The organism is Rhizobium acidisoli (genome assembly GCF_002531755.2).
In the GTDB taxonomy this organism is placed as follows: Bacteria; Pseudomonadota; Alphaproteobacteria; order Rhizobiales; family Rhizobiaceae; genus Rhizobium; species Rhizobium acidisoli.
Window position 1 is genome coordinate 675,377 of sequence record NZ_CP034998.1, and the last position, 21,688, is coordinate 697,064.

Here is a 21,688-nt window from a genome sequence, read left to right on the forward strand (position 1 = left end):
GCGCCCGCTCGTCAGCTGGCGTTCAACCGCCTGCGGACGATGCTCGCGTGGAAGTTCGCGCCGTGGATCAGTCCGTCGTCGTTGAAATCGTAGTTCGGATTGTGCAGCGGCGCGGAACCTTCGCCATTGCCGAGGAAGACGAAGCAGCCGGGGACATGGTCGAGGAAACGCGCGAAGTCTTCCGATCCGGTCATCGGCTCGCGCCGGACCTTGACGTTCTCGGACGGGAAGACGCTGCGGGCTGCCGCAAAGGCTTCCTTGGCCAGCGCGGCATCATTGAGGAGGGGGATGAATTCTCTCGTATAATTCACCTCGGCCGAGACGTTGTGGGCGAGCGCGGTGCCCTCGGCGATCAGGCGCATCTGCCTCTCGATCGCGGCGCTGACCTCGGGGCGGAAGCTGCGGGCATCGCCGAGAATGCGGGCCAGCCCTGGCAGGGCGTTGCGCGTGCCGTCGGTCAGAAGCTCGGTGACGGAGACGACGCCGATATCGGTCGGATCGAGCCGGCGGGAGACGATGGTCTGGAGGTTCGTCACCAATGCGCAGGCGGCGACCAGCACTTCGTTGCCGGAGTGCGGACGCGCGGCGTGTCCGCCGACGCCCTTGAGCACGATCTCGAAATTATCCTCAGCCGACATGATCGCGCCGGCACGGGTCTGGAAAACACCGACCGGAAGGCCCGGCATATTGTGCAGGCCGTAGATTTCATCGAAAGGAAAGCGCGTCATCAGCCCATCGTCGAGCATCGCCAAGGCGCCTTTGCCCCATTCCTCGGCCGGCTGAAAGATGAAGCGGACCGTGCCGTCGAAATCGCCGTCCTCCGACAGCATCCTGGCGGCGCCAAGCAGCATTGCCGTATGGCCGTCATGGCCGCAGGCATGCATCACGCCGGCGGTCTGCGATCGATAGGGCCGATTGCCCTGTTCGGTGATCCGCAGAGCATCCATATCGGCGCGCAGCGCAATGGAGCGGTTGCCGCCGCCGCGCCGGAGCGTTCCGACCACCCCGGTGCCGCCGACACCTTCGACAACCTCGTCGAGACCGAATTCCCGCAGTTTCCGGGCGACGAAAGCCGCCGTCCGCTTCTCCTCGAAGCCGAATTCGGGATGGCTGTGAAGGTCGCGCCTCCAGGCGGTCATGTCCTGTTCCAGCTTCCGGCTGTCGATGCTCATCTCGGCAGTTCCCCTGTTGCAAGTCCGCAAATGACGTCGAGGAGGATATTCGCCCCGGCGACAAGCTCCGTATCTGCCGTGAATTCCTTCGGATTGTGACTGATGCCGCCGCGGCTCGGCACGAAGATCATCGCACCAGGCGCGATGCGGGCAATCATCTGGGCGTCATGGCCGGCACCCGATGTCATCCGCTTGCACGGCAGGCCGCGATCCCTGGCGGCCGCCTCGATCTGGCGAACGATCGCCTGATCGAACTTGACCGGCTCGAAGCGCGCCAGCCGTTCGACGGATACGCCAACCCCTTCCTCGGCCGAAAGCAGCTCGAGGAATGCGGCGAGCGCGGTTTCCTCTTGCTTCAGCCGGTCTTCGTCGGGATCGCGCAGATCGACCGTGAAGGTCGCGCGTGAAGGAATGACATTGATGGCGTTCGGCTCAAAAGCGATGCAGCCGACGGTCGCGACCGTCGGGGTATTCGAGGCCTTGGCGCGGTCGCGCAGAAAGGTGATGACGCGGGCAGCCGCGTAGCCGGCGTCGCGGCGCATCGAGATCGGTGTCGTGCCGGCATGGTTGGCATCGCCGTCGATCGTCACCTTCTGCCAGGAAATACCCTGCAGGTTCTCGACCGCGCCAAGCGGCACACCCTCCCTCTCGAGAACAGGACCCTGCTCTATATGCAGTTCGACATAGGCGTGCGGCGTCATGAAGCCGGGCGCACGGCTGCCGGCATAGCCGATCCGCGCCAGTTCATCGCCGAGCACCGTACCGTCCGTGCCCACCGTCTTGAGTGCTGCGGTGACATCGAGGCCGCCGGAATAGACCAGCGAACCCATCATATCAGGCGCATAGCGCACACCTTCCTCATCGGTGAAGGCGGCAACGACAATGGGGCGCCGCGGTTCGAGCCCTTCGCTTTTCAGCGTCTGGATCACTTCGAGGCCAGCCAGCACGCCATAACATCCATCATAGATGCCGGCGTTGATCACCGTGTCGATGTGGGAACCGATCATGACCGGCTTTTCACCCCCACCGGTGCCATTCCAGATACCGAAGATATTGCCGATCCGGTCGACCGCCACCTCCAGCCCGGCGTCCTCGAGCCAGGAGACGAACCGATCGCGCCCGAGCTTTTCGCTATCGGACGCGGCCAGGCGGACAAGCCTTCCCTCGGCATCGCGGCCGATCGCGCCGAGCTCGGCGATGCGTCCGAGCAGACGCGTAGAATCGATCGAACGATGGCTCACGCTGAAGCTCCAGTCTTGTTTTTCCGGGCGACTGCGGCCGGTGACAGCCCGACGATCTCCTCATACTTGCCAGGGTCGGTCGCGCCTTCGGTGTTGACCAGGAAGATGCGGGACTGCCGGTCGAGAGACAATGCTTGCTTGATCTCGGGATTGCCGACAGCGCGAATCAGCCCGGCAAGCCCGACCCCGCCACTTTCGCCGGCGACAATCGCCGGATCGTTCCCGGCCGGATCGGCAAGCCGCCTCATCACCGCGATCGCCTCATCTTCATCGACGGTCATGAATGCGTCTGCGACACGCGAGAGGATACGCCAGGCGACGAGCGACGGTTCGTAGCATTCGAGCATTGCCATCACGGTCGGCTCGCCATGGGCAACGGTCACCGGATGTCCCGCCCGCGCCGTTTCGAACAGGCAGGCGGCGCGGGCGGGGTCGACGACCGTGAAGGTCGGGCGTTCGTCGCCGAAGGCGATCGCCATGTGGCCTGCGACGGTTGCGGCGATCCCCCCGACGCCGGCCTGAATGAAGACATGGGTGGGCGGCTGCTGCATTGCCCTCAGCGCCTCCCGGACAAGGGTGGTGTAGCCCTGCATCACCAGCCCGGGAATGCGCTCATAGCCGGGCCACGAAGTGTCCGAGACGATGGTCCAGCCTTTCTCCGCGGCAATGCGCGCCGCCTCCCGAACGGAATCGTCATAGGTCCCGTCCACACGGATCATCTCGGCGCCGAAGCGGGCGATGGTGGCGACGCGTTCGTCGCTGACGCCGGCATGCACGAAGATCGCCGCGCGGGCTCCCACAAGCTGCGCGCCTTGCGCAACCGACCGGCCGTGATTGCCGTCGGTGGCGCAGGCGACGGTCATCGTCTCGGCCACCTCCCGGACATCAGAAGAATGCAATTCCGAGACATCGACGGCACGGCCGAGCCTCCTTGCCGCTTCCTCGAGGACCAGCCGGATCACGGCATAGGCACCGCCAAGCGCCTTGAAGCTTCCGAGGCCGAGCCGGTGGCCTTCGTCCTTGATGTGGATCGAGGCGACACCGAGTTCGGCCGCCAGTGCCGGCAGGTTAACGAGAGGCGTTTCCGCATGGTTTTCCCGGAAAGCCAGGTGCCGCTCGACCGCGTCTGCGGCCTCCATGCCGAGGATTTCGGCGTCCCGCGGGTCGAGGGGCTGGCGGTAGTCGGCATGGGTGTTCTGCAGAAACATGAGCGCCTCATTTCAATTGTTCGGCTAAAATATATTGCAGGCGAGGCGAAAAAGGCGCTGTATTTCGGGCTTGGTTTTGCAATTTTCTTTCGTTGGAGCCCCGTTTTGAGCCGGCCGCTAAAATCTCCCTTGGATGCTTTCGATCACAAAATCCTGGCGATCCTGCAAAGGGACAATATGACGCCGCAACGAACGATCGGCGAAGCCGTCGGCTTGTCTGCGCCGGCCGTCCAACGCCGGATCAAACGGATGACCGAGGATGGGGTCATCCGGGCAAACGTCGCCGTTCTCGACCCCGCAGCCCTCGGGCAATCGATCACCATCTTCGTGGAGGTGGAGGTTATCAGCGAAACGGCAAAACAGATCGAACAGGCCAAAAGCCAGTTCGCGGCCGCGCCCGAAATCCAGCAGTGCTACTACGTCACCGGCGAGGCGGATTTCATCCTGGTCATCGTCGTCCCCTCAATGGCCGATTACGAGGCGCTGACGCGCCGGCTGTTTTTCGGCAATAACAACGTTAAGCGCTTCCGCACATTCGTCGCTATGGATCGGGTGAAGGTCGGTCTCGGCATTCCGATCGAGCGCTGAGACCGGCGGCGCCGCTTGCCAAGTCGCATTGTCGAATGGGTTTGATACGAGGCAGGCAAAGATGGAGGGAGGAAAGCTTAACTTCCAACCTATAGCGCGGTAGAAGCGATAGTAACCAAAGGCTGTACCACTTTGATCGGTCCCTACCCAGATGCGGTTGGGGTTCGATCCAAATCTTCTGTTCCGTGATTGGGAATCGGCGTATGCATCAATACAGATGCTTGGCACCTTCCAGTAGATGCTCGGCCTTATCTGATGTCGGGTTCAATGCACTCTACGGGCTCAGTCCGGCACCATCTTCCAACCATGCAAGGCTCTCGCCCTTCGAAACCAACGCAGACACCCGGCGAGCAATCCAAACAAAGACCGACCCCAGAAACGCAAGCGCAAGCAACTTGTTTTCTATCGGCAGGCTTTCCCACTTTGTCTGATTTGCACGGTCGTTATTCACCCAAAGCAAATCCGCTTCTCCGGAAACCTTCAATAGGCCCGATACAAATGAGCCATTAAGGGAATCTCCGATTGCAGTGACAGTGTCACCCGTCTTGAGTGTCTGATCGCTGCCATTGATGGCTGCGGATTTCAAATTCCCTGAAACCGAGATCATATCGATGCGTGCACCACCAGTATTCAAGGTTTTGGGATCGATACCTTTTACCCGCAGCCAGCCACTATCGCCATTGAGAGTGACCACATTATTCGGCACACCATCAGACTTGCGTTTCGGCGAAACCACAACCTTCACCCCAAGCAACATTGAATTCCCCAGGTCGAGAACCTTGGATTGAAATGCTTGACGGGTTGGGACAGCCCGACAGGCAATCTTTTCGGAGGAAATACCTAAGACTCCCTCAGAACCGGAAAGGCCAATTACATACTCTTTACCGTCAACGCTGAAGTTCAGACTTGGCGCTGATTCCATCGCTTCTTCAGGCTTGCTAGGCAGGGTAATCATGAACAATTCTATCGAATCAGATCCTCCCGAATAAGTTGCCTGGGAGTGGTCCGCCACTATCTGCTGAAGCTCTATACTCTTTCCATCTGTACTGGGATCGAGGCTGTAGAAAGAGGCATCCGTACCCTTCAGTCCGGCCGAGCCATGGCCCTCACTAACGGTTACCGTTGTGTCCCACGCCCCCCAAGCGTGCGAAAGAGAGAATGCACGAATATCTGATATCTTTAATGGAGATTCGCTAGGGGGAAGCTTCCGAACTCCATCGGTCGGCCCGCAACCGGCGAACAACGACACCTCAATACTGTACGCCGTAAAGTCCTCATTCGTTGACCACTCGATTTTTCCATTTTTTGGCGCTCGCCAATTTAAGCTTGAACTCTCTTCCACCTGAGACAACATAGAGAAAGCAGGCGTTGCGGCCCGGTTCTGAGTATCTAGCTTGCGTCCGCTTTTGGGTACGGCTTTGGCGATTATGAAGCCACTGGAGGGTGACTCGGCCAATAGATCAATGGTAGCTGGACGGGGTCGGTAAAAGAAATCTGTAACGTAGAAAATGACGCACAGAGCAATCGTCCCGCCAAGCATTACCAGAAAGCCCGCAACAGCTCGTCGTGGCCACGTAGCCCACTCGAATGATCTAAATCCGTAGTCTGCAAGCTCAACCAGCAGAATGGCAATAGCCGCGACTCCGATAGCACCTGTGAAATTGGCAACGAGATTTTCAAATGCGCTGGCAACAGAGAGCGCACCGTTCCAGAGGCCGTACCCAAGATCGAACAGCATCAGCGTTACAAAGCCGAACAGTGATAGCCGCAAGAACAACTGCTTAATTGAAGATGATCTCACTGCTAGTACGACCACAACTAGCCCGATAAAAGGATGCGGCCACGCGATAGCAGTCTCAAACCAGTCATCGAGATTGGGTAGTGTCACCACCTCACGTTGGAAAGAGGATCCATAGATCGAGGTTTTATCACTGGTCGCCAATGCGAGGAGATAACGCTGCACTAAGGGGCCGGTTGAGAAAATCAGTCCCAAAGAGAAGGACAGGGGCACCCATACCCACCATTGTAGATTAAGGCTTAGCCGTTGCTCAATTCGCTGGTACCAAACGACTAAGATCCCTAAATTGAACGTCATCCATAAGCCTTTATTTGGCTCTCTGCCAATATTCGAAATCAGGCACTATTGATTGTCACCAGGCATATGCTTCACACGCCGGAGTCCGTGAGCCTCACACCCGTTTATGTTGCATGATCTCCTGGCCTACGCAATGTGGATACATGCAAGAGGACACAGCGCGTATCCTCTCTCCATCCCTAAAGGCTGAAATCCAAAGCTTCGAAATGATCGTAGACGCTCCTTTGTATTGAGATACTGCCATCCGTGTCTCGCGACCACTCATGCCTGTTGCATGCCTCGCCAGACCGTGCAAATCATAGGACGTAAAAAAGGGAGACATCGCGTCTCCCTCGCCGCCAGCCGGGTTGAAGTAATTCAACGTTTTAAGCGGATGGTGGACGCTCTCTCATCGTCCACAATTTTTCGAATATTTTCAGATGTCAACGCCCGGAAGTGTGGACAGCTAGCCGGGCTGCCCCGTTGACTTGTTGATGTATCCGGGCATTGTGCACGCGTTGAGGTTGGGGAATGTTTATGTTTAGAACAACTGTTGCGGTCGCGGCTTTCGCCGTGCTGTTGAGTTCCTGCGTTCAGTCGAGCACTATGCGCGTGTCCAAGAACCAAATGATAATTCAGACCAGCGCAGAGCCGATGTGCGGCAGCGTGGGGCAGCGAAGGCTGCGCAGAAGCAGGCTGCAGTCGAGACCATCAAGGCGGGCTATGATAGTTACATCATCACGTCTGCGGCGGCAGCAAGCAACGTGACGGCAACTCAGATGCCAGGACATTACAACACCTACGGCACCATAAACTCCTACGGTGGCTATGGCACGGTCAATGCGACGACGACCTATACGCCTGGCCCGATCATCTATGGCGGCTCACACGACCAGTCTATTGGCGTGGTGATGTTCAAGGACGGCGAGCCGGGCAGCAATCAAGCAGTGTCCGCTCGCGGAGTACTCGGTCCGAAATGGGCAGTGATCGTCAAGGATGGCGTAAACCTCTGCAACTAGAGGCAGTGACATCCAGGGTGCGGAATTGGAGGCTCTATCTCATCCGCAGGATACCGCGCGTACGGCAAGCCGGTATCTGTGAATTGCCTCCATAATGCTTGGCGTGCATCTCCGCTTCATCCAAAGCCGTTGACCGTTCGTCTTCGACTATTGGCGCAGCTAAGGCTTTTGAGCGATGGTGGGCGCTCCCTTCGGGCCGACACTTTGTCAATTAGCCAAGGTGGCATTTGCCGCCGAGGCCAGCAACCGCTGAAGCCGGCGGCGCCGCTCACGCCCGCTTGGTCAGCGGAAACCGCTCCCGCAGCAGCCGCAGCACTGATTCCGAAGCGATCGGCGGGCCGAACAGATAGCTCTGTCCGTAGCTGCAGCCCATTTTGGCGAGTTCGATCGCATCCTCGTTGGATTCGATCCCCTCGGCCACCACCTTCATCTCCAGTTCGCGCGCCATTGCGATCACCGATCTGAGTACGGTCGCCTTCTTGTCGCTGCCGTCGCGCACCAGGGCCTTGTCGAGCTTGATCATGTCGAAGGGGAAGCGGGTGAGATAGGCAAGCGACGAATAGCCGGTGCCGAAGTCGTCGAGCGCCAGGCCGATGCCGGCTTCCTTCAGCTTCTGCAGTACGAGACGGGCCTGTTCCGGATTCTCCATCACCATGGACTCGGTCAGTTCGAGCTTGAGGCGCGAGGGCTGGCAATGCGTCTTGGCAAGAACCGAGCGCACATCGTCATAAAGCTCGTTGTTGAGCAGCTGCACGCTCGACAGATTGATCGACACGAAGATCGGCAGTTCGCCGGTCTGGTTCTGCCAGCTCATCAGATCGTTGGTTGCCTGTTCCAGCGCGAACATGCCGAGCGGGCCGATGAGATCGGAGGATTCGGCGATCGGGATGAATTCGGATGGCGGGATATTGCCGCGCTTGGGATGTTCCCAGCGCATCAGCGCCTCGAAGCCGGCGACCTCGACATCTTCAAGCCGGGCGATCGGCTGGTAGACCATCGACAATTCCCTCCGCTCGATGGCGCGGCGCAGATCGGTTTCGAGCTGCAGCCGGTCGGTGCCGAAATCGCGGAAGGCCGGCTGGAACGGCTCGACGCGGTTGCCGCCGGCCCGTTTTGCCCGGTACATCGCAAGCTCGGCGTCGCTGAGCAGGCCGGTGGCGCTCTCCTGCCGGTCCACCCACGAGGTCAGCCCGATCGAAGCCGTCAGGATGATCTCGCGGTTGGCGAAGTTGATCGGCACCATGATCGCCTTGCTGATCGCATCGGCGAAATCGGCGACCTTGGCCGGATTGTGCTCGGACACCAGGATGAGGCCGAACTGGTCGCCGGCCAGCCGCGCCAGCGTGTCCTGCGGTTTCAACAGCCGGCGCAGGCGCCGGGTCAGCGCGATGAGGATATTGTCGCCGGCCGCAACCCCGAGCGCATCATTGACCAGCTTGTAGCGGTCGATGTCGATCACCATCACGGTCGGCTTGAGCGTGTCGCCGCCCGGCGCCAGCGCCAGCACCGCCTGCAGCCGGTCGAGGAACACCTGCCGGTTCGGCAGTCCGGTGAGATTGTCGTGCAGCGCATCGTGCAGCAGCCGCTCGATGGAATTCTTCTGCTCGGTCACGTCGACGATCGTGCCGACGCAGCGGATGATTTCGCCGTTCGAGCCGAGCACCGGCCGGGCGCGGATCAGCAGCCAGTGGAAATGCCCGTCCTCGGCGCGAATGCGGAACTCGTGGTTCAGCCGGCCGCGCCGGTGTTCGAGCAGCACGTCGAGCGTGGCGCGGAAGCGGTCGCGATCATCCGGGTGCAGCCGCGGCAGCCAGTTGCGCGCCGCCCCATGCATGGTGCCCGGCGATAGACCGAGCTTGGCCGAGACGTCGGGAATGGTGACGACGCGGTCGCGCGCCACGTCCCAATCCCACACCATGTCGCCGGAGCCGGTCAGCGCCAGTGATTGCCGCTCGAGATCGGAAAACAGCCCCTGCTGGAAGGCGCCGCCGGCAAAGGCGTGCTGCATGACGGTGAAGCCGATCAGAAGCACGATCAGCACCAACCCGCCGCCGAGCGCCGGCTGGATGATGTCGTTGTCGAGCCGGCCGGTGACGGTCATCCACGCGCCGAACAGCCAGACGAGCGTCAGCGCCCAGGCCGGCACCAAAAGGATGGCGCGGTCGTAGCGGTTGAAGCCGAGATAGACGATCAGCAAAAGCCCGGTCGCCGCCGTCAGCGCGAAGGAAAGCCTGGCGATGCCGGCGGCAATCGACGGATCGTAGATCGCCACGCCGAAGAGCAGGGCAAGGCCGAGCACCCAGGCAAGCGTGGCGTAACCGAGATGCGCATGCCAGCGGTTGAGGTTGAGATAGGTAAAGAGGAAGATGACGAAACTCGAGGCGAGCGCCACCTCAGCGCAGGCGCGCCATATTCGCTGGTCGGCCGAGGCGACGCTGATCAGTTTGCCGAGAAAACCGAAATCGACGCAGATATAGCCGAGCACCGCCCAGGCGAGTGCCGCCGTTGCCGGCAGCATCGAGGTGCCCTTGACGACGAAGAGGATGGTCAGGAATACCGCGAGCAGGCCGGCAATGCCGAGCACGATGCCGCGATAGAGCGTGAAGGCGTTGATCGTGTCCTTGTAAGCGTTCGGTTCCCAGAGATAGATCTGCGGCAGCTCCGGCGTCGACAGCTCGGCGACGAAGGTGATGACAGCGCCTGGGTTCAGCGTGATGCGGAAGACATCGGCCTCGTCGCTCGGCTGCCGATCGAGCGCAAAACCCTCGCTGGGCGTGATGGCGCTGATGCGCTGCGAGCCGAGATCCGGCCAGAACAGCTTGGAATTGACCAGGCGGAAATGCGGCGCGACGATGACGCGCTCCAGCTGCTCTTCCGACACATTGGCAAGCGCAAACACCGCCCAGTCGCCCTGGTGATTTTCCGAGCTTGCCCTGACCTCGATGCGGCGGCGGATACCGTCGGCGCCGGCAGCCGTCGACACCTGGAAGGCCTCGCCTTGATTGACGTAGATTTCGGTCGTCGCGGTCAGATCGAGCGCGGTATCGTCACGGGAAATCTTCACCGGTTCGGCCGCCTGGGCAGCGCCCGCCGCAAGGGCGAAGGCCGCCAGGAAAAGGGCTGCGATCACCGCGATCACTCGTCCGGACGGTGACTTGGGCAGCATGCGGTCTCTGGTCATCGGCTGTCGGTTTTCCTGCCTTTATCCGTATCGGTGGCGAGACGTGAAAACATCACATGGTCATGCCACTGACCGTTGATCTTCAAGTATCCGCGCAGATAACCTTCCTGCTGAAACCCGGCCTTTTCAAGCAGGCGGATGCTGCGCGCGTTATCTGGAATACAGGCTGCTTCGATACGGTGCAACTCAAGCCCGGTGAAGATATAAGGAATAACCATTTGCAGTGCGGCGAACATATGCCCCTGGCCGGCATGGCGCTCGCCCATCCAGTAGCCGATCATGCAGCTTTGCGCCGCACCCCGCCTGATATAGCCGATGGTGATGCCGCCGACGAGAGTGTGGTTTTCCTTGAGGAAAATGAACAGCGGAATGGCCTGGCCCGAGGCATATTCCTGCTTGCCGCGGATGACGCGGGCGCGGTAGGCGCCCTCGGTCAGCTCGTCGCGCCGCCAGGTCGGCTCCCAGGGCTCCAGGAACTTGCGGCTTTCGGCGCGCAGCCGGTGCCACTGGTTGAAATCCTGGTAGCGCGGCAGGCGCAAGAGATATCTGTCGTTTTCCAGCTCGACCGCATCCGGCTGCCGCGACAGAAACCGAAACACCGATTTTGGCATCGATCACTCCCGGCAGGACGAACGCCGGCTCAGCGGCCGGCCTGCATCGTCTTCGGTGCCGGGACCGAAAGCGAAGCGGTGATGTCTTCCATCGGCGCGAGCTGTTCCAGCGGACCGATTGCCGAAAGCGTCGGCACCGTGTCGTAGAACAGCCGGCCGGCGAGATCCGTCAGCCGCTCGATGGTGATGCCCTCCAGCCGCTCCATCATCTCCGGATTGGAGATCGGCCGGCCGTAAAGCATCATCTGCCTGGCGATCTGGCCGGCGCGCGACGCCGGGCTTTCCTGGCCCATCAGCAGCTGGGCGCGGATCTGGGCGCGGGCGCGCTCGATTTCCTTCTGGTGGATCTGATCGGCTGATTTGTGCAGCTCGTCGATGATGACGGGCACCAGCTCCGGCAGGTTCTCGCCGCCGGTCGCGGCATGAATGCCGAAGATGCCGGTGTCGGAAAAGCCCCAGTGGAAGGCATAGACGGAATAACAGAGACCGCGGAACTCGCGCACCTCCTGGAACAGCCTGGAGGACATGCCGCCGCCGAGGATATTGGCGAGGATCTGCGAACAGTAAAAATCGCGGGCGTGATAGGGTTTGCCCTCGAAACCGAGCAGGATCTGCGCGTCCATCAGGTCGCGCGGTTCGCGCACGCTGCCGCCGATATAACGCGCCGCTTCCATGACCGGCGGCGCCGAAGGCTCGCTCGGCAGGCTGGCGAAGCGATCCTCGACCATGCGCAGGAATTCGTCATGCTCGACAGCGCCGGTGGCGACGACGAACATGCGGTCGGTCGTGTAGTTGCGGCCGAGATAGCCGCGGATCTGCTGCGGGGTGAAGGAGACGACGGTCTCCGGCGTGCCGAGGATGGCCCGGCCGAGCGTCTGGTCGCGATAGGCGACTTCGGAGAACCGGTCGAACACCACGTCGTCGGGCGTGTCGTTGGCGGCGTTGATCTCCTGCAGGATCACCTGCTTCTCACGCTCCAGCTCCTCCTCCTCGAAGGCCGATTCCGTCAGGATGTCGGCGAGGATATCGACGGCGAGCGGCACGTGGTCTTTCAGCACGCGGGCGTAGTAGGAAGTCGTTTCGGTCGATGTGGCGGCATTGACCTCGCCGCCCACATCCTCGATCTCCTCGGCGATCTGGCGGGCGCTGCGGCGTCCCGTTCCCTTGAAGGCCATGTGTTCGAGCAGGTGGGCGATGCCGTGCTCGTCTGCCGTCTCGTTACGCGATCCCGATTTGATCCAGACTCCGAGCGCAACGCTTTCAAGGTGCGGCATGGTTTCTGTCACTACTGTCAGCCCGGATTTCAGCCGGGTGCACTCAACTGTCATTGGCTATCTTTCTGCGCCTGCCGTCGTCTTGCCGCGGGCGTGTTTGCCGATAAAGGTCTCTACGGCTTTCAGCTCCGGTTCGATGATCTGGAAGCGCTCCTCCCTGTGCATCAGATCAGCAAGCCACGTCGGAAGCGCCGGGTCAATACCGCAGGCCGATTTTACGGCGGCGGGGAATTTCGCCGGATGCGCGGTCGAAAGCGTCACCATCGGCGTATTCGGCTTTTCCTTCTTGCTGGCGACGAAGACGCCGATCGCCGAATGCGGATCAAGCAGATAGCCGGTCTCGGCATGGGTCGTGCGGATCGTCTCGGCCACTTGTTTCTCGCTGGCGCGGCCGGCCCGGAAGTCGCGGCGGATCGCCTTCAGCGCTTGCGGGCCGATCTCGAAGCCGTTGGATTGTTTGAGGCTTTCCATGGCAGCGCGCACCTTCGAGGCGTCGCGCCCATAGGCTTCGAACAGCAGCCGTTCGAAATTCGACGAGATCTGGATATCCATCGATGGCGACGTCGTCGCCTTGACCGCCTTCATGTCGTAGCGGCCGGTCTTCAGCGTCCGCGCCAGAATGTCGTTTTCGTTGGTGGCAATCACCAGCCGGTCGATCGGCAGGCCCATGCGCTTGGCGCAGTAGCCGGCGAAGATGTCGCCGAAATTGCCCGTCGGCACCGTGAACGAGATCTTCCGGTCCGGCCCGCCAAGCGCCACGGCCGTCGTGAAATAATAGACGATCTGGGCCATGATGCGGGCCCAGTTGATCGAGTTGACGCCGGAGAGGCCGACCTTGTCGCGGAACGCCGCGTCGTTGAACATCGCCTTCACCAGGTTCTGGCAATCGTCGAAATTGCCCTCGACGGCAAGCGCGTGCACATTGCCAGCTTTTGAGGTCGTCATCTGCCGCTGCTGCACCGGCGAGACCTTGCCATGCGGGAAGAGGATGAAGATGTCGGTGCGCTCGCGCCCGGCAAAGGCGTCGATCGCCGCCCCGCCGGTATCGCCCGACGTGGCGCCGACGATCGTCGCCCGTTCGCCGCGCTTCTCAAGCGCATAATCCATCAGCCGTGCGAGCAGCTGCATCGCCACATCCTTGAAGGCGAGCGTCGTGCCGTGGAACAGCTCCATGACAAAACTGTTCGGTCCGGTCTGGACGAGCGGCGCGATCGCCGGATGGCGGAAGGTGCCGTAGGCCTCGTCGATCATCGCCCGGAAGGTCGCCTCGGGGATTTCGCCATTGGTGAAGGGCGAAAGAATGGTGAAGGCGATTTCCTGATAGGTCTTGCCCCTCAGCGCGCGGATTTCTTTCTTCGAAAATTGCGGCCATTCACGGGGAACATAGAGCCCGCCATCGCGCGCCAGGCCCGTCAGCAGGGCGTCGCAAAAGCCGAGGGCAGGGGCCTTGCCGCGGGTCGAGATATAGTCCACCTTGGTCATCCTTGATCTATCGCTGGAGGAAATCCGGCCGGGCTTGGCCGTGGCTCGCGCAGCCGGAAACCGGCAAGGGGCTGCCGTGTGGCCATACCATCGCCGTTATCTTGTTGAAGTTGCCCGCATCCGGGGGCGAAAAGTGCATCAAAACGGCGCGTACCCAATCGATTTTTGTTTGCGCCGCTGATATAGACCATCGCAAACCGTCATGAAAGGCCCCGCGCAAAAGACATGGGGCCTCCAAGAAACGCTTGTGCAAAGGGTGGAACATAGTGCTCGGCAAGGTCTCGCGTCTCATCGTCTCCGCTTCCATTCTTGCCCTGCTCGCCGGCTGCGATACGCTCGGCATCGGCGGCGACAGCAAGTCGGCGGCGCCGGCACAGCCGAACGGCACCGCCCAGATCATGCCGCTGGCACCGGCCAATCCAACCTCGAACAATCCTTCGATCGGCACCGCCAAGACCGCGCAGGGCGCCGTCGCCCCCGTCGTCCAGGGCGCTTGCCCGCAGATCTTCATGCGCGATCAGGATGCGATCTTCCGCACCTATGCCAAGGGCAAGAAGGACGATGCGCAGCAGATCGTCTTCCAGGCTTCCTTCGGCGACTACACCCGCCAGTGCACGCTGAACGATACGAACCTGACGATGACGGTGGTTGCCCAACTGCGCCTCATCACCGGCCCGGCCGGCGCCCCCGGCCCGGTAACCCTGCCGATCCGCGTCACCATCCTCGACGGCGAGAACGTGCTCTATTCCGAGGTCACCAAATTCCCGACCGAGATCCCGGCAGGCGCGCCGGGCACCCAGGTGATCTTCCGCAAGGACGGCATCAAAATGCCGGTCGGCGCCGGCGCCCTGGTGCGCGTCAACATCGGCTTCGACACCCAGGCGGCAAAGACCAAGAAGAACAGCTAAGCCGCCCGCCCGCATGGGTCCTCGGGTCAAGCCCGAGGACGACGGAGTGTGGGGGAGCGAGGGCGGCAGGTGCCGCAGACGCCGCGGTTTGTGGTAGTTGACGACCGCTGTTCGCCCGATTACCGCGCAAAGCCGCTCGTGCATTTGCCGGAATTCCTCCAGACATCTCGCCTCTTGCCGGTCGCTCTCCCCACTCTCCGTCGTCCTCGGGCTTGACCCGAGTATCCACGCCACAAGCACTCCGCTTGAATTCTGTCCGGCCGTCGCCTTGTCACTTCCACAGGAACGAAGTGGTTGCGGCCATGGGTCCTCGGGTCAAGCCCGAGGACGACGGAGGGTGGGGGAGCGTGTGCGCCAAATAGCCAGGTGTGCAGCGAATTCTTGGAGTTGCCGCCAGTTATATCCGCGATTCCCCCGCAAAACCGCCCGCGCATTCTGCTGGAATTCCTCCAGACATCTCGCCTCTTGCCGGTCGCTCTCCCCACTCTCCGTCATACTCGGGCTTGACCCGAGTATCCACGCCACGAGCCCCCCGCTTGATTTCTGTTCGCGTCGCCTTGCCAGTTCAATAGGAACGACGTGCTTGCGGCCATGGGTCCTCGGGTCAAGCCCGAGAACGACGGAGGGTGGGGGAGCGTGTGCGGCAAGGGCCGCAAGTGTGCTGCGGATTATTGGAGTTGCCGCCTGTTATTTGCCCGGTTCCTGGCAAAAGGGCGGGTGCGATGGCCCAGCGCCTAAGGCCTAGAGAACGCCTTCCCAGGCCGCAAGCGCGGCGACGACACCAGGCAGGTCGTTCATGCGGGAGATCGCCGTTTCGGCGCCGGCATCGGTCAGCTTGTCGGCATGGGCAGGATAGCTGTGCGAGGCGCCGGTGAAGCCGATGACGCGCATGCCGGCGGCGCGCGCCGCATGCACGCCGTGCACGGAATCCTCGACGACGACCACCTTGTCGGGCGAGACACCCATCTGGCTTGCGCCGTGCAGGAAGATGTCGGGCTTCGGCTTGGCCCGGTCGGGGCCGAGATCCTTGGCGGAAAAGATATTGGGGGCAAACAGCGGCTTCAGCCCCACCTTGCCGAGCATCATGTCGAGCCGCTTGCTGCTCGAATTCGAGCAGATGCAGCGCTTCATCGAGAGCCTTGAGACGGCGAATTCGACGCCCGGAATGGCCTTGACGTCATTTGCCAGCCTGGTGTCGAGCAGTTGCTCGGACTTCTCAAGCAGCGAGGCCGAAAACGGAATGCTCGCTTCGCGCTCGATCTGCAGCAGGATGTTGCGCCATGTCATGCCGGCGAAACGTTCGCCCATTTCCTCGACGCCGATCGGATATCCGGCCTCCGTCAGAAGCGCGGATTCGACTTCTGCGGCGATGATTTCGGAATCGACGAGCACGCCGTCGCAATCGAAGATAATGAGATCGAAGCCGTTCATATGTTCACGCCTTGCTGGAAATCTGGGTCTTGTCCGGGGATGCAGCGGCTTTACACGATGCCCGCCCAAAGCTCAACCTGATCTCAAGCATGGCTGCGATGCGGCAAGCGACCGGCTCCGTGGTCGCTGCCGGATCGCTCCCGTCAAGCCGTCACGCCGCCCGTCGTGTGAATTGCGTCGAAGCCGTCGCACGCAGCTTGAAGCGGGACACGAGTTCGCGCAGCTTGGCGGCTTCCTGAGCCAGATGACCGGATGCGGCGGTCGATTGCTCGACCATTGCCGCATTCTGCTGGGTCACGTGATCCATCGAATTGACGGCGGTATTGACTTCGGCAAGGCCGGTCGACTGCTCTCTTGCCGATACGGCGATGGCATCCATGTGCTGGTTGATGCGGGCGATCTGCTCGCTGATCGCGCTCAGAACCTGGCTGGTGTCGAGAACCAGCTTGACGCCGCTTTCCACTTCCACCGACGATTTCTGGATGTGGCCCTTGATTTCCTTTGCCGCCTGCGCCGAGCGCTGGGCGAGCTCGCGGACTTCCTGGGCAACGACGGCAAAGCCCTTGCCGGCTTCGCCAGCGCGGGCAGCTTCGACGCCGGCGTTTAGGGCCAGCAGGTTGGTCTGGAAGGCGATTTCGTCGATTACGCCAATGATGCTGGAGATCTGCTGCGACGAGGCCTCGATGCGGCGCATGGCCTCTTCGGCATGCGACACGACCTCCGCCGATTTGGCGGCATTGCGATTGGCGTCCGTCGCCTCGGTGCGCGCCTCGTCGGTGCGCTTGCTGGAGTTCGAGACATTGGCGGTGATCTGATCGAGCGCTGCGGCGGTTTGTTCGAGCGAGGCCGCCTGCTGTTCGGTGCGTTTCGACAGATCGCCGGCCCCGGAGGCGATTTCCCTTGTGCCTTCGTCGATCGCGGCAATGGCTGTCGCAATGGCGCCGAGCGTCTGATCGAGCTGGCGGATCGACATGTTGAAGTCATGCCGGAGGCTCTCGAAGTCGGGGGCAAAGGGCTCTTCGATCTGGAAGGCGAGATCGCCGGAGGCAAGCCGCTTCAGGCCGGCGGCAAGACCGGATGTCGCTGCCCGCAGCCGTTCGGCCGCATCCTCGTCCGCCTGCTTGCGGGCCGTGACCCGCTCGGTTTCGCCCTGCAAGCGAGCCGTCTCGGCGTCCTGCTCGAGCTGCTTGTTGGCAATCGCCGCCTGCCGGAAGATTTCGACAGCCGATGCCATCGTGCCGATTTCGTCAGTGCGACCGATCCCGCTGCAGGCAATGGCCGTGTCGCCGCCGGCGAGCCTTTGCATATCGTTGGAAAGCGAAAGGATCGGCTTGGTGACGGTTTTGCGGGTCAGGAAATAAAGGCCGAAGGCGAACAAGGCGGCCGAGGCCAGAAGGGCTTTGAGGGTGATATCGACCGAGGCTTTGATGTCGGCGCTACGCTTGGAAATATCATCCGATACGGCGGTGATCTGATCGCCGGCCTGTTCCATGGCCGTTTCCAATGTCGAGAATTGCTGCATGAATTCCGGCAGCGCCTTCAATGCCGCCGCCGAATCCTTGCCGGCAAGATCGACCATCTTGGTGGCGCTGTCGACATAGACGAGAAGGGGCCGTTCGATGTCGGCAAGAACCGCTTTCGTTTTTGCGTCGGAGACAAGCGCCTTATTGGCGTCGATCATCTCGCGGAACGATGCCTCGTGCTCCGCCAGATCCGCCTTCACCGCGGCGGCGTCTATGCCTGCCGCCGGGTTGGATGCCAGCAGGGAGGCGAGAACGTCGGCGCGCAGCGCGTCATGCATCATATCGGCCTGCATGTGGTTGCGCAGAATTTGCGCCGACTGAGCGACATCGGCGCTGTTGGCCGAAAGCGTGGAGGCAGACCAGATGCCGACCCCCGTGGCGCCGCCCGCCAAGGCGAAAATCGCGATGCTTGCAATGATGATCTTATGCTGGATCGACGCCATGTCGGGGCTCTCACGTTAACGTAGAACCTGAGATTATCGGAACATGCTTAATGATTTCTCAGCGAGACTTCGCCAATCCGCGTAAAAACAACAGGTTGTAGTGTTTGCCTCGTGCGATGAACAGTTGAATGCGATCGAGGAAGACGGGCCTTAGGCACCGGGAGGCCATGGCGCCAAGGCCAAGGGCTCGCCCTTGTTTGCGTGAGGCGAGCCCATCTAACCTATTGTTCCGGAAGGATGATCTTTTGATTGGTGGTATTCTTGACCGGCTTCTCGCCGGGAACATGCGACATGGTGCGGGTCGTGCTTTCCAGCGAGCTGCCGTCGGTGCTGGTCTTCGTGCGGGACTTGCTGAACGTCCCCTTGTCGACGGCCTGGGCCTTTGTTTGTGCCTTGAGCTTGTCGCCATTGTCGTTGACATGGGTCTTGCTTTGCGCCTTGCCATCGATGGTGGCTGCACTTCCCCCCGATCCGATCGACGAGGTCGTGCCGCCGTCGGTCCGGCAAGTGCCTGCGGTGCCGACCGAGCTCGCCGAGGTGCCGCCGGCCGAAGCGCTTCCGCCCGTTCCCACAGTTCCGGCCGCATTGCAATCCTCCGCAAGAACCGCCGAACTCGACGCAAGCAGCGCGATCGTGGCGGCTGCGATGAGGTTGAGATGTTTCATTGTCCTCTCCTATTTCGTCGGTTTCGTCATTGAGCAGGTGCCGTCGGAACGTTTGGTGATGACGGTGCCGTCGGGCCTTGTGATGCTTGCCGTCGAAAAGCTGTCGACGCTCCCGGATCCGGCCGACGAGCCGGCGGAGGCGGATGAAGAGGACGAACCGGCAGAGCCGCTGCCTGTTGTGGTCGACGAAGACACGTGCCCGTTGCCGGCCGTCACGGTGGTCGACATATCCCCGGCCTGTGACTGGACGATCGTGCATGTCGTTCCGTCGTCGAGCTTGATCTCCTCCGACATCGTCTGCCCGGCGATCAAGACCAGGCAAGCGCTGAGTGCGATTGTGGTAAGTTGGGTCATTGTTCTATCTCCAAGGGTTTGGCCGACGCCGCAAAGGCGCCGGCCGATAGCGTCAGCAGCCCTTGGTGCCGGCGGCATCCTTCTTGACCTGGCCGGGCGCGCAGCCCTTCTTGCCCTTGCTGTCATGCGAGGTTCCGGCCGCACTGCCGCCGGTGCCGACGGTGCTGCCCGTCTTGTCGCCGTCCGCAGACGAGGCGCCGGTTCCGACACTCGAGGCCGAGTTCGCATCGCCGGAACCTGCGGCGGAGCCGCCGGTGCCGACCGAGCTGCTCGAGGCGCCGCCGCCAGCCGAGGAACCGCCGGTGCCGAGCGTCGAAGCAGAACCCGAGCCGGAGCCTGAACCTGCGGCAGAGCCGCCGGTGCCGACAGTGCTGCTCGAGGTGCCGCCACCGGCCGACGAGCCGCCGGTGCCGATCGTCGAGGACGAGCCGGAATTGCAGTTGGTTGCGCCGGCGGGGCAGGTGCCCCCGGCAGAGCTGCCACCAGTACCAACCGTGCTGCTCGCAGTTCCGCCGCCAGCCGACGAACCGCCGGTGCCGACCGTGCTTGACGATTGCGCGAAGCCGGAAACGGCCGTGCCGGCCAGAAATGCCGCTGCCAGGGCGAGATGTGTTACCTTCATCATAGTGTATTCCTCCGTTTGTTTTTGAGCGGCTATCGCACCCGAGCGGATGGACAGCTGTCTGACAAACTTCGGTTACGCCCCACTGTTCCTCCCTTAGGTCCTCAGTCGGAGGGGCGCCGGACCTTGGTCTGACCGCGCTGGTACGGGTTATCATCGGCTGCTCCGGAAACCAGTATCCCGGGCTGGCGCGACACCATCCTCGTTGCGGGCTCACGGGCTTGGGCTTACCATGTGGGCAAGAGGAGAGGGACCATGAGGCTTTCAGCTCTTGTTCGATCGACAGTAGCCGTAGCGCTGCTTTTTGCCTTCACATCCACCGAGGTCACCGCCAAGGGCGGCAAGCACCGCAAAAGCTGTGCGCAGCTGCAGGCGATGATGGATAATGCACTGACCGGCGGAAAACATGCCAGTGATGGCCCCGAGAGGCGGGCCAAGGTCGAAAAGAAAATGAGGAAGAGGGGCTGCTAGGCGCAAAAGCCGGCGACGGACGCAGTCTGGCAGCGACCTCCATGCCGAGATCGAAGACCGCTCGACCGGGACGTGCGCGTCATGCCGCTACCTCAAGCGAGGCGGGTGCAAAATCAATGAAATCCGCGTGATCGCCGGCTCGTCACAGCCCCGGGACTACCTTTGGCATTCTCATGCACTAGATGGCGCTCGGGGAAGAGGACGCCACCGCCGCCATGGGGAAGAGGAGAGGCGGCACGCCGAAGAACCGACCAAAAGGAAGCCTGCATGACGATCGAGGACATTATCGAAACCCTGGAAAAAACGGATATGCCCGACGGCCGGATCGACGCCTTCATCACCTGTGCCTTTTTGCTGAAACAGCTCCGGCCGGCCGAGCCGAACGATTTCGACGGTCCCCATGACTACATGCCGAGCAGCATCAAGTCGCAGCACGGCTTCCTGATGGCGCGGCCGTTCACCCACGACGTCAATCACGCCATCGATCTCTGCCGGGAGATCCGGCCGGATGCGGTCTGGCATCTTGCCCGCGGCCAGGCGTCCGACGATTGCCTTTACGGCGCGCAACTGCGCGAGATCGAGGAAGGCGAAAACGTGCTGGGTGAAGCCGAAAGCAATCACGCCGCACTGGCGCTCACGCTCGCAGCGCTTCGGGCGCATGTGCGCCAGCAGGATGCGTGGAAGGCCGGTCTATAGCATCAGAGGGAAAGGCGCTGGAAGGCAGCGAAGCTACGCATCGATCGGAAAGAGCTTCAGAAACTGCCGGTCGCCTTCCGGGGTGAAGAGGACCGAGCGGCTTTCGGGCGTGCGCCGCGCCCAGCCTTTGTCGAGAAAGCTTGACAGCAAGGCCTTGCCGAGGCTGCCGGCAAGATGGGCGCGCCTTTCGCTCCAGTCGAGGCAGGAGCGGCAGAGCGGGCGGCGCGAGGATCGGAGGTGGCCGACATCGATGCCGATGCATTTGAGATCGTGTTCGCCCTTATCGGTCAGCGACAGCCCGTCTCCGACCGCGTCGATCGAGCCTGAGGCGATCAGGCTGTCGAGCATGCGTACGCCGTAATCGCCGGCGAGATGATCGTAACAGATGCGCGCCTTGCGCAGCGCCGGCTCTTTCGGCCCCGGCTGGTGGCGCAGATGCCCGCGCCCGGCAGCAAATCCCATCATGCTTTCGATCAGCCGGGCAACGGCCTCGTCGGCCAATGTGAAATAGCGGTGACGCCCCTGCTTGCGCTGGGCAAGCAGCCCGCCGGCTTCGAGCTTGGCAAGATGCGTGCTCGCCGTCTGCACGGTGATGCCGCCGACGCCGGCAAGCTCCGTCGCCGTCAGCGCCCGGCCGCCGGTGAGTGCGGCCAGCATGTTGGCGCGGGCGGGATCGCCGATGAGCGCGCCGATCTGCGCAATGTCAGGACCTTCCTTCATACTTC

19 protein-coding genes are annotated in these 21,688 nt (G+C 61.8%); 5 read left to right on the plus strand and 14 right to left on the minus strand.

Features of this window, described 5'->3' with window-relative positions:
- Positions 1–11: 11 nt before the first annotated feature.
- Genes CO657_RS03300 through CO657_RS03310 form a run of 3 tightly spaced genes read right to left on the minus strand, consistent with a single transcriptional unit; the run spans position 12 to position 3,621 of the window.
- Complete coding sequence (locus CO657_RS03300) at positions 12–1,172, minus strand: M20 aminoacylase family protein (RefSeq protein WP_054181505.1); 1,161 nt, start codon at positions 1,170–1,172, stop codon at positions 12–14.
- Positions 1,169–2,413 carry a Zn-dependent hydrolase gene (locus CO657_RS03305; protein ID WP_054181506.1) on the minus strand — a complete coding sequence of 415 codons (1,245 nt, stop codon included), beginning with the start codon at positions 2,411–2,413 and terminating at the stop codon, positions 1,169–1,171. Before CO657_RS03305 ends, CO657_RS03300 begins: the two co-directional genes overlap by 4 nt.
- Positions 2,410–3,621: a diaminopropionate ammonia-lyase gene (locus CO657_RS03310; RefSeq protein ID WP_054181507.1), complete on the minus strand. Its 1,212-nt coding sequence runs from the start codon at positions 3,619–3,621 to the stop codon at positions 2,410–2,412. Before CO657_RS03310 ends, CO657_RS03305 begins: the two co-directional genes overlap by 4 nt.
- Positions 3,622–3,726: 105 nt before the next feature.
- Between CO657_RS03310 and CO657_RS03315 the strand changes: the two genes are divergently transcribed.
- A complete protein-coding gene (locus CO657_RS03315; protein ID WP_054181916.1) occupies positions 3,727–4,209 on the plus strand; it encodes an Lrp/AsnC family transcriptional regulator in 483 nt (160 codons plus the stop codon).
- 274 nt (positions 4,210–4,483) lie between these two features.
- On the opposite strand, the gene CO657_RS03320 is transcribed toward CO657_RS03315, so the two are convergent.
- Positions 4,484–6,304, minus strand: coding sequence for a hypothetical protein (locus tag CO657_RS03320; RefSeq protein WP_054181508.1), 1,821 nt, complete (start codon positions 6,302–6,304; stop codon positions 4,484–4,486).
- Positions 6,305–6,939: 635 nt separating this feature from the next.
- Here CO657_RS03320 and CO657_RS03325 point away from each other — a divergent pair.
- Complete coding sequence (locus CO657_RS03325; RefSeq protein WP_245487147.1) at positions 6,940–7,302, plus strand: hypothetical protein; 363 nt, start codon at positions 6,940–6,942, stop codon at positions 7,300–7,302.
- Between the two features lie 268 nt (positions 7,303–7,570).
- Here the strand turns inward: CO657_RS03325 and CO657_RS03330 are convergent, their stop codons facing one another.
- Genes CO657_RS03330 through thrC form a run of 4 tightly spaced genes read right to left on the minus strand, consistent with a single transcriptional unit; the run spans position 7,571 to position 13,850 of the window.
- The gene (locus tag CO657_RS03330) at positions 7,571–10,483 is read right to left on the minus strand and encodes a sensor domain-containing phosphodiesterase (protein ID WP_054181509.1); all 2,913 of its coding nucleotides are present in this window, start codon (positions 10,481–10,483) and stop codon (positions 7,571–7,573) included.
- Entirely contained in the window at positions 10,480–11,094 is a 615-nt protein-coding gene (locus CO657_RS03335; RefSeq protein WP_003588059.1) for a GNAT family N-acetyltransferase, read from the minus strand. Before CO657_RS03335 ends, CO657_RS03330 begins: the two co-directional genes overlap by 4 nt.
- A gap of 29 nt (positions 11,095–11,123) precedes the next feature.
- Positions 11,124–12,422 (minus strand): M16 family metallopeptidase, encoded by a 1,299-nt coding sequence (locus CO657_RS03340; RefSeq protein ID WP_054181510.1) that lies wholly within the window; start codon positions 12,420–12,422, stop codon positions 11,124–11,126.
- A 3-nt stretch (positions 12,423–12,425) separates the two neighbouring features.
- Positions 12,426–13,850, minus strand: a complete 1,425-nt coding sequence (gene thrC, locus CO657_RS03345) for a threonine synthase (RefSeq protein WP_054181511.1) — start codon at positions 13,848–13,850, stop codon at positions 12,426–12,428.
- A 263-nt stretch (positions 13,851–14,113) separates the two neighbouring features.
- Here thrC and CO657_RS03350 point away from each other — a divergent pair, with 263 nt between their 5' ends.
- The gene (locus CO657_RS03350) at positions 14,114–14,758 is read left to right on the plus strand and encodes a hypothetical protein (RefSeq protein ID WP_183697560.1); all 645 of its coding nucleotides are present in this window, start codon (positions 14,114–14,116) and stop codon (positions 14,756–14,758) included.
- Between the two features lie 741 nt (positions 14,759–15,499).
- Here CO657_RS03350 and CO657_RS03355 read toward each other — a convergent pair.
- The 5 genes from CO657_RS03355 to CO657_RS03375 all read right to left on the minus strand — a co-directional run bounded on the left by CO657_RS03355 (position 15,500) and on the right by CO657_RS03375 (position 19,799).
- Complete coding sequence (locus tag CO657_RS03355) at positions 15,500–16,189, minus strand: HAD family hydrolase (RefSeq protein ID WP_003588046.1); 690 nt, start codon at positions 16,187–16,189, stop codon at positions 15,500–15,502.
- 151 nt (positions 16,190–16,340) lie between these two features.
- Positions 16,341–18,155 (minus strand): methyl-accepting chemotaxis protein, encoded by a 1,815-nt coding sequence (locus tag CO657_RS03360; RefSeq protein WP_054181514.1) that lies wholly within the window; start codon positions 18,153–18,155, stop codon positions 16,341–16,343.
- A gap of 221 nt (positions 18,156–18,376) precedes the next feature.
- On the minus strand, positions 18,377–18,820 hold the full coding sequence (locus CO657_RS03365) for a hypothetical protein (RefSeq protein ID WP_054181515.1): 444 nt from the start codon (positions 18,818–18,820) through the stop codon (positions 18,377–18,379).
- A 9-nt stretch (positions 18,821–18,829) separates the two neighbouring features.
- Positions 18,830–19,174 carry a hypothetical protein gene (locus CO657_RS03370; protein ID WP_054181516.1) on the minus strand — a complete coding sequence of 115 codons (345 nt, stop codon included), beginning with the start codon at positions 19,172–19,174 and terminating at the stop codon, positions 18,830–18,832.
- Between the two features lie 52 nt (positions 19,175–19,226).
- Positions 19,227–19,799, minus strand: a complete 573-nt coding sequence (locus tag CO657_RS03375; RefSeq protein ID WP_054181517.1) for a hypothetical protein — start codon at positions 19,797–19,799, stop codon at positions 19,227–19,229.
- A gap of 252 nt (positions 19,800–20,051) precedes the next feature.
- Here CO657_RS03375 and CO657_RS03380 point away from each other — a divergent pair, with 252 nt between their 5' ends.
- Both CO657_RS03380 and CO657_RS03385 read left to right on the plus strand, forming a co-directional pair.
- Positions 20,052–20,267, plus strand: a complete 216-nt coding sequence (locus CO657_RS03380) for a hypothetical protein (RefSeq protein ID WP_054181518.1) — start codon at positions 20,052–20,054, stop codon at positions 20,265–20,267.
- A gap of 267 nt (positions 20,268–20,534) precedes the next feature.
- A complete protein-coding gene (locus CO657_RS03385; protein ID WP_054181519.1) occupies positions 20,535–20,963 on the plus strand; it encodes a hypothetical protein in 429 nt (142 codons plus the stop codon).
- Positions 20,964–20,996: 33 nt separating this feature from the next.
- On the opposite strand, the gene CO657_RS03390 is transcribed toward CO657_RS03385, so the two are convergent.
- Entirely contained in the window at positions 20,997–21,683 is a 687-nt protein-coding gene (locus tag CO657_RS03390; protein ID WP_054181520.1) for an ArsR/SmtB family transcription factor, read from the minus strand.
- Positions 21,684–21,688: the final 5 nt, after the last annotated feature.